The organism is Sinobaca sp. H24 (genome assembly GCF_023845525.1).
On the sequence record NZ_JALBWT010000072.1, the window covers coordinates 1 to 7,569 of the forward strand.

Annotated in this window: 10 protein-coding genes and 2 pseudogenes; 6 read left to right on the forward strand and 6 right to left on the reverse strand. The window is 43.8% G+C overall.

The features are described 5' to 3' along the window. Positions 1-924, reverse strand: a 924-nt coding sequence (locus MMY81_RS32570) for an acetate--CoA ligase (RefSeq protein WP_252316078.1), incomplete at its 3' end; no start/stop codon positions are given. Between the two features lie 197 nt (positions 925-1,121). Next, positions 1,122-1,457 carry a hypothetical protein gene (locus tag MMY81_RS32575; RefSeq protein WP_252316079.1) on the reverse strand — a complete coding sequence of 112 codons (336 nt, stop codon included), beginning with the start codon at positions 1,455-1,457 and terminating at the stop codon, positions 1,122-1,124. Positions 1,458-1,644: 187 nt separating this feature from the next. Here MMY81_RS32575 and MMY81_RS32580 point away from each other — a divergent pair. Then, positions 1,645-1,976: pseudogene (locus MMY81_RS32580) on the forward strand (metal-sulfur cluster assembly factor). Between the two features lie 103 nt (positions 1,977-2,079). Here MMY81_RS32580 and MMY81_RS32585 read toward each other — a convergent pair. The 3 genes from MMY81_RS32585 to MMY81_RS36405 all read right to left on the reverse strand — a co-directional run bounded on the left by MMY81_RS32585 (position 2,080) and on the right by MMY81_RS36405 (position 3,392). Then, positions 2,080-2,223 (reverse strand): hypothetical protein, encoded by a 144-nt coding sequence (locus tag MMY81_RS32585; RefSeq protein ID WP_252316080.1) that lies wholly within the window; start codon positions 2,221-2,223, stop codon positions 2,080-2,082. Positions 2,224-2,286: 63 nt separating this feature from the next. Then, positions 2,287-2,937 carry a DinB/UmuC family translesion DNA polymerase gene (locus tag MMY81_RS36400; RefSeq protein WP_308215559.1) on the reverse strand — a complete coding sequence of 217 codons (651 nt, stop codon included), beginning with the start codon at positions 2,935-2,937 and terminating at the stop codon, positions 2,287-2,289. Positions 2,938-3,032: 95 nt separating this feature from the next. Continuing rightward, positions 3,033-3,392, reverse strand: a complete 360-nt coding sequence (locus tag MMY81_RS36405) for a Y-family DNA polymerase (protein WP_308215560.1) — start codon at positions 3,390-3,392, stop codon at positions 3,033-3,035. 475 nt (positions 3,393-3,867) lie between these two features. Between MMY81_RS36405 and MMY81_RS36135 the strand changes: the two are divergent. From MMY81_RS36135 to purT, 5 genes and pseudogenes are all read left to right on the forward strand, one after another. Then, positions 3,868-4,104: pseudogene (locus MMY81_RS36135) on the forward strand (OsmC family protein); the annotation flags it as partial. A 239-nt stretch (positions 4,105-4,343) separates the two neighbouring features. Further along, on the forward strand, positions 4,344-4,583 hold the full coding sequence (locus MMY81_RS32595; protein WP_308215561.1) for a general stress protein: 240 nt from the start codon (positions 4,344-4,346) through the stop codon (positions 4,581-4,583). A 156-nt stretch (positions 4,584-4,739) separates the two neighbouring features. Next, on the forward strand, positions 4,740-4,943 hold the full coding sequence (locus MMY81_RS32600; RefSeq protein ID WP_252316081.1) for a hypothetical protein: 204 nt from the start codon (positions 4,740-4,742) through the stop codon (positions 4,941-4,943). A 34-nt stretch (positions 4,944-4,977) separates the two neighbouring features. Then, positions 4,978-5,271, forward strand: coding sequence for a YsnF/AvaK domain-containing protein (locus tag MMY81_RS36140; RefSeq protein WP_483882510.1), 294 nt, complete (start codon positions 4,978-4,980; stop codon positions 5,269-5,271). A gap of 194 nt (positions 5,272-5,465) precedes the next feature. Continuing rightward, positions 5,466-6,647, forward strand: coding sequence for a formate-dependent phosphoribosylglycinamide formyltransferase (gene purT / locus MMY81_RS32605; RefSeq protein ID WP_252316082.1), 1,182 nt, complete (start codon positions 5,466-5,468; stop codon positions 6,645-6,647). A 577-nt stretch (positions 6,648-7,224) separates the two neighbouring features. Here purT and MMY81_RS36145 read toward each other — a convergent pair. Further along, the coding region (locus MMY81_RS36145; protein WP_374563418.1) for a YhjD/YihY/BrkB family envelope integrity protein at positions 7,225-7,569 on the reverse strand (345 nt) is incomplete at its 5' end.

The window sequence follows — 7,569 nt, forward strand, 5'->3', positions numbered from 1 at the left end:
TGCCTCAATTACCGGACGGTTCAATGGTTCCCCGGCCGATACGGTGCTGCGGAGATGAGGAAGACTGTAAGAGTCCAGATTGTCGACTTTCGCCATTAAGCGGTACTCGGTAGGCGTGCAGCAGAGAACATTAATATTCTCATCCTGAAGCAGCTGTAAATAAGTATCCGGCTTAAATCCACCATGATATACAAACGCAGTGGCTCCAAGCATAACGGTGGAAAGAAATGGACTCCACACCCACTTCTGCCATCCGGGAGCGGCCGTAGCCCAGACGATATCATTTTCCCTTACCCCGAGCCATTCCGTAGCTGCGGTTCTGACATGGGCGTAGGCCCAGGCATGGGTGTGAATAACGCCTTTAGGATTGCCTGTAGTTCCGGAAGTGTAGGACAAAAAAGCAACATCGCTGCTTTTAGTATCAGCGGTAGCCAGCTCTTTGTCTTTTGTTTCAGCAAGAACATCAGCATGCTGCCAGCCATCTACAGCACCCCCGAGTGTCAGCTTAAACTGCAGATGAGGGAGGTCTTCTGTAATAGCATCGACTTCTTCAGTAGAGTGGTGGTGTGCGATAATTCCAACTGCTTCTGAATGCTGAAGCCTGTATACCAGGTCTTTGGAGCGCAGCATTTCAGAGCTTGGAATGGCCACAGCTCCAATTTTCAGGCAGGCAAGGTATATCATATATGCTTCCGGCAGTCGCGGAACAATAATAAGAATTTTGTCTCCTTTTGTTATGCCCATATCGAGCAGCACACCGGCAAACTGGCTGGTTTTTTCCAAAAGAGTTTTGTAAGACACGTCACGGCGTTCTTTTTTTTCATTCATCCACCGAACGGCGGTTTTTTGATCGTCATTTCTATAAGCGTCCAGTTCATCAACTATGTTGTACTGAGCCGGCGCAAGCAGATCCTCTCTCTTCATATCGTGCGGCCTCCTTTAGGTCGAATTAATGCAAGTATACTAGAATAACTAAAAGAAAGGTAGAGAATAATGAACAGCTATTCATTTACACATGAAAAAAGAAAACAACTGAATAAGTAGCTGCTTTCTATTGGAAAAATATAGGTGACATTAATTACATGGAGCTTTTAATGGCTGTCCTCCATGCGAACTGCGCTCTACAATGGTATAGTGTGCCACCTGTATATTATTTCTGCGCAGCATTCGATAGCTAAGTTTTTCGATACCTTGTCCGGGGCTATTAGAAAAACATGCTGCTTTTCAATAGTGTGCAGATACCTTTTTAAATAAGGATAGGGAAGAACCTGTGCTCCAGGTAACGGATTATGATCAACGTCCAGGTATTCACGAATGTCCAATACTGATGTATCCTCTGAAAGAAGAGCCTTTTCCGGAAGATCGGTGCATGATGCCCCGCCGGCGGGAATCCATCGTGTTGATAACATGTAAGCGGCCGCCAGGCCAAGGATAATAGCAGTAATCCATAGCAGCATGCTGGTTTGTTCTCCTTTCATTAACGAATAAGATCTATGAAATACAAATGTACGCTTGCAAAGTACATGATGAAGTATACTATAAATAAGCAGGTATTGAACAGTTATCCGCTGTTAAAATCAGGAATTTGTTCTATTTGTCCGGATTTTGTTATACTTTTCATAGAAAGAACAGGAGGTAGATAACATGACGGATGAAAAACAAGAAATGATTGACCGCGTGTATGCGGAGCTCGAAAACGTTATTGACCCTGAACTTGATATTGATATAGTCAATCTGGGCTTAATATACAACGTAGATATTGATGATGCAGATAACGTTAAGATTACCATGACGCTTACTGCGATGGGATGCCCGCTTGCAGCAACCATAGTGAGCGATATAAAAACTCATTAGAGGAGCTGCAGGAGTTTGGTGAAATTAAAGAAGTTGAAGTAGATATTGTATGGAGCCCGCAGTGGGATAAGAGTATGATGTCACGCTATGCAAAAATTGCTTTGGGTGTACACGAGTCGTAACAAATAAACCAAAGCCAGGCAGATGCCTGGCTTTTTTTTTGGAGATAGATGGTTCTTTTAAACCGATTGAAACGTTCAGTATAAAATGAAGAGGGAAAGCATGTCATCGGATAATTTTTCGAATCAATTTCCCGGCTTGTCTTCCGAGGACACGACGGGCGAGTCTTTTCGATAGTGCCGTTACGAACGGCCTGGGCATCTCCATTGTTCTTGAAGCTTTGAAAAACAAACGGCTCAGCTTATTCAATCCTATCCCTCCTCAAATAACCAATGTTTACTTATACCACCATTTATAATAGAAGAAACAAAATTATTTGTAATGACCGCCGATTTTCTTAGCCCTTATCATCGCCTGTCCTGCAGGAGAAAGAGAAGAAGCATGAAGCACGGCGTCCATTCCATATTTATCTTTAAGCAGGTCAATGGTGTGATAAAGAGATTCCAGATCCTCATTGGTGTCAAATAAACTTAATTGTTTATAATAAGCCGGCTGAAGGGAACTTAAAGAAATTCCCAGGCTTCGAATCGGGGTACCATCCCAGTACTCTTTAAATAAAGCAGAGGCGGTTTCGAAAATAACTTTACCGCTGTTTGTTGGTTCAAAGAGACGCTGCTGACGATGGAAGGAACGCTTAAATCCATATTCCTGCCCGACTGCTCCTGTACTGACGACCTGGCCGAGAGAGGTATGCTGCCGGCTCCTTCTGCTTACCTCTTCGCTCAGTTCCCGCAGTACTACTTTTATTTCCGACCAGTGATAATAATCACGCGGCAGAGTCATATGATGGCCGATGGATTTTCGCTTTTGATGAGTAGAAGGAGAAACAGGGGAAGTGTCATACCCCGGCTGTCTGCCAGAGAAGCTCTCCGTTAATACCCCATCTTTCTTCAAGTCATAAAGCGGGTGCCGGGCAAGCTGGCCGATGGTCCGGATTCCCATATTAAGAAGATGGGTCTCCATCCGGTTCCCACGCTGAAAAGCCTGCCTATAGGAAGGGGCCAAGCAGCTCGGCGACATTAGCATCATTGAGGACAGCCGTTCCCGTTCTGCTTTCTTTAGCGAAATGATCGCAGGCCATTTTTGCATACACTTTTGTCGTGCGATACCGATACGGGCCTGAACGCCGATTTCCGGAGCATGCGCTGTTTGATATGCTGGGCCAGCTGTTCTGCCTTCCCCTGCTTCATGGCGGGAAGTTCCAGAAAAACCTCATCAATGCTGTAGGGTTCTACTGCTGCGCTGTATTGTTCCAGAAAACTGGATATAGTAACAGACACATTTACATAAAACTGCATGTGAGGCTTAAGTATATGTACATGCGGGCATTTATTCTGCGCCTGCCAGATTGGTTCGGCAGTTTGAATTCCATACGATTTTGCCGTTGGGCATGCGGCTAAAATAACACCGCTTCTAATAGAGGGTCTCCGCTACAACAACAGGCTCGTCTGTTAATAGAGGGTGGGCCAGTTTTTTCCAGGTTGGCATAAAAAGACTGCATATCGATTAAGAAGATGATCCGGTTCTCCACAGCGGCCACCTCTTTTCCTGATCCTGACATTAATTAGAAGTTTGTTCGATTAAAAGTATAAATAGTTTAATGTTAGAAAAGAGAGTATGCTTAAAAGATTATAAAATGGGAATGGAGAATTATAAATACTATTCAGGAGGGTGATGAATGAGTAAACCAATTGAATTAACACCATTACTATTGAACAGCATGAACCGCCCCACCGCATGGCTTACATTAATGGATTTGAAGAGCCTTTCAACTACGGAGTCCACGGCGGAGTAAAGGAATTCTACGGTGTTTCACCCGAAACCGAATATCCCTCTACTTTGGATCATATTGTTGCTTCAGCGGGCGGCTGACTAACCGGAACATTATCCGGCGCGCTGGATGCGCGCGGCATACCGCCTTATCCAAATAAATTAAAAGCTGTCGCTAAAGGAACAATTGAAGCTCCAGAAGGTGTCCTGAAAATAACAAAAATTGATGTTCACTTTGAGCTGAGCATTCCTGCAGGTAAAAAAGAGCCGGCGGAAAGAGCACTCCGTGTATTTGATAAAGGCTGCCCGGTAGCCCAGACATTAAATGGATGCGTTGATTTAACTATACATGGGAAATAACAGAAGAATAAAAGCTGTGCAGATTCTCCTACAGCAGGGGGAATCTTTTTTATGGCGGTCTGGGCCGTTGGATAGAGATTGTTTCCAAATGCCGTAGTCTTTTGTCTCGAGTTTATTAATATGCAGGGTAAAGCAGTTTCAAAAAGCGAGGAGGGGAACGTGAAGCATAACGTAATGTATGAAAAGGAATAAACAGGTACCTACATTAAATGGAGGTTTTATAAGATGGAAACAAGAGTATTGGATCTTACCAAAATGAACAACAGGCGATTGGAGCGGTAGCGGGGCTCAGAGAGCAAGGTCTCGAAGCGAATGATATTTCTATTGTGCTGAACAATAAGGACAGCGCGGCCTATCTTTCAAAAGAAACGGGAACGCACATCCATTTAGAACATACAAACGAAAGCAGCAGCAGAGGAGTTGTAGAAAACTTAAAAGAAGCCTCTCTCCTGAGCAGCAGAGAGATCAGTCAGATGTAACGTTAATCCGTCTTGGGCTGACAAAAGAAGAAGCTGACAAATATGACGCAGATATCAAAGAGGCAACATTATTGTCGTGGCTCACGAAGGCACAGCATCACGTCCGAGAAGTTATACAGAACATACGGCTACTGCCTCTTCTGCGGAAGAAAAGAGGTGCAACGCAGCGGAAAAAAGAGCCCCTTCTTTAAGAGCGGTTTTCGTCCGAAAGCAAAGCTTCAGCCGATAGTCCAGCCACCGGAAAAAGAAAGTACCTCGACTAAACGGGAAGCAGATGCAGAAACAGAAGAACAGCAGGCCCTCCGCCTGCACGAAGAAAAACTTGATGTAAGCAAAGAAAAAGTAGAAAAGGCGAAGTAGAAGTCAGAAAGAAGTAGTAGAAGTAGAAAAAACGATAAAAGTACCAGTTCAGCGTGAAGAAGTATATATTGAAAGACGTGCAGTTTCGGAAGAAGATCAGGATGTTACAGGAACAAAAATCGGAGAGTTTTCGGAGGGATCTGAAGAAATTCGTGTACCTGTAGTAGAAGAACAAATTGAAATCAAAAAAACCCCGGTCGTAACAGACGAAGTCGTTGTAGGTAAAAGAAAATATCAGGAAACTGAAGAAACGACTGAAAAAGTAAAGCGTGAGGAAGCGCGTATTGAAGGCGAAGAAAACATTAAGCCTGAAAATAGAGACAAATAATTGTTAAATAAAGCTGCCTGCAATGAGTCTTTTACTTCATTGCAGGCAGCTTTTATTTCCATGAGTAAAAGACAGGCAAAATCATTAAAAACGAATATTAATATATATTTTTATATTTTTGTTCGTATTTAGGTTGAAAAAAGAGGAAGAGAGATTGTAAGATAAAAAGGACTACGATTTCTGGGAGGAAATAAATGAATATAGGTGCCCCTTTACAACAAAAAGGAATAAAATTAATGATTTTAGGATCCGGTGAGCTTGGAAAAGAAGTGATTATGGAGGCGCAGCGTTTAGGTGTAGAAACGATTGCTGTAGACAGATATGACGGAGCTCCAGCCATGCAGACGGCACATCGCTCTTATGTGATTGATATGCTGCAAGCAGACAAGCTGAAGGAAATTGTCCGCTGGGAAAAGCCGGACTATATTGTTCCTGAGATTGAGGCGTTAGCAACAGAAGCATTGATAGAACTTGAAGAAGAAGGGTTCCGCGTCATTCCGACGGCAAGAGCCGCCCATTTGACGATGGATCGTGAAGGTATCCGCCGCCTTGCTAGTGAGGAGCTTAAAATACCGACGGCTTCCTATCAATTTGCAGATAACATAGAAGAACTTGCTTCAGCAGTAAAAGAAATCGGTACTCCGTGTGTAATTAAGCCGGTGATGAGTTCTTCAGGAAAGGGGCAGACCGTATGCCGCTCTGAAGCAGATATAGAAACGTCCTGGCAGGAAGCAGTAGGCAGTGGAAGAGGAAAGAAAAACCGAGTGATTGTGGAATCATTTATTCCCTTTGAGTCGGAGATTACTTTATTGACGGTACAGTCTATTTCCGGCACTTCCTACTGCGAACCAATTGGCCATGAACAGAAAGATGGAGATTATATTCAATCCTGGCAGCCCCATCCAATGCCGGCTGCTCAGCTCGAACAGGCAAAAAAAATAGCAGCAGAAGTGACGGCTGCTTTAGGAGGGTATGGCTTGTTTGGGGTAGAGCTCTTCCTGACAAAAGATAATGTATATTTTAGTGAAGTATCGCCCCGGCCCCATGATACAGGCATGGTTACGCTTGCTACCCAGCATTTATCAGAATTTGCGCTTCACGTTCGTGCCGTGCTGGGTCTTCCGGTAGAAGATATTATCTTTCACCGTGCGGGAGCCTCTTATGCAGTAAAAGCCGAAAAAGAATCCAAAAACTATCATATTGAAGGAGCACAGGATGCGCTTCTCATTCCGGAAACCGAACTGCGCATTTTTGGAAAACCTGAAACAAAACCGGGCCGGCGCATGGCTGTGGCGATCAGCCTGGGAGCAGAGGTAGAAGAGGCAAAACAGCGCTCAAAACAGGCAGCGGAAAAAATTAATATTATAGAAGAATGATCCAGAAATGAAAACGTAATAGTATTTTTAGAAGTAAGCTCTTCTTCTCCTGAAAATATGTGGTATTGTAAAAGCATAAAAGAAAAGGCTAGGATAGGAGAGAAAACATGCTTAAATCAATATCGGCTCTGGACTGGCTGTCGTAATCGGCGCAGCAAGTGCAGCAGGAGCATCTACAGTAACAGCTCTGGAAAATGATAACGATAAGAATATAAAGCAGGTAGCAGAAGATGTGCCCTATGAAGTAGACGTTGATATTTCAGAAGATGAAATATCTGCTTCTGCAAGAAAAAACTATAAATGGTTGAAACCCCGCGTTCAAAAGGAACACGGGGGTTTTACAACATGAAAAAGGAGAATGCCTATGAACCCTGAACAAAAATATCACTGCTGTGCTACGTGCAGGTGGTTTCATATAGAAAAAGAGCCCGGACAGCCTTCGGTAAAAAGCTGCATTCGTCTCGGATTTGAAACAAAACCGCATTACCAGTTCAACTGTTGGGATCCACGGGAGGATATAAAAAAACGAATAGCTGAAGAAAGCTTTTAGGAAAAAGAACGCTCAGAGCGGAAAAGCTTACTGTGGCCGGTACAAAATGGCGTTCACTTCCCCGCCTATAATGAAAATAAATCCGGTTAAGTAAAGCCAGAGCATAAGCACAATGATACCGCCCAGACTGCCGTAGGTAGCTGAAAATTGTTGAAATTCGTAATGTAGACAGAGAAGCCGATGCTGACAAGCTGCCATAGGATAGTGGCCACGAGTGCCCCGGGGATAACATGGCGCAGAGGAAAGCGCATAGAAGTAGCAAAAGTAGTAAAGAAACGACAGTACACTGGAAATAATAATAATTAATAACGCCCATCTGAAGATATTCAGCAGTAAAGCGGTGCCCTGCTGCGAGTAGTAAGCCAGTTGGTC

Coding starts and splice junctions, on each gene's coding strand:
- MMY81_RS32575 (WP_252316079.1), bottom strand. CDS start 1,457: ATGCTGCTATGGATTACTGCTATTATCCTTGGCCTGGCGGCCGCTTAC.
- purT (WP_252316082.1), top strand. CDS start 5,466: ATGAATATAGGTGCCCCTTTACAACAAAAAGGAATAAAATTAATGATT.
- MMY81_RS36400 (WP_308215559.1), bottom strand. CDS start 2,937: ATGGAGACCCATCTTCTTAATATGGGAATCCGGACCATCGGCCAGCTT.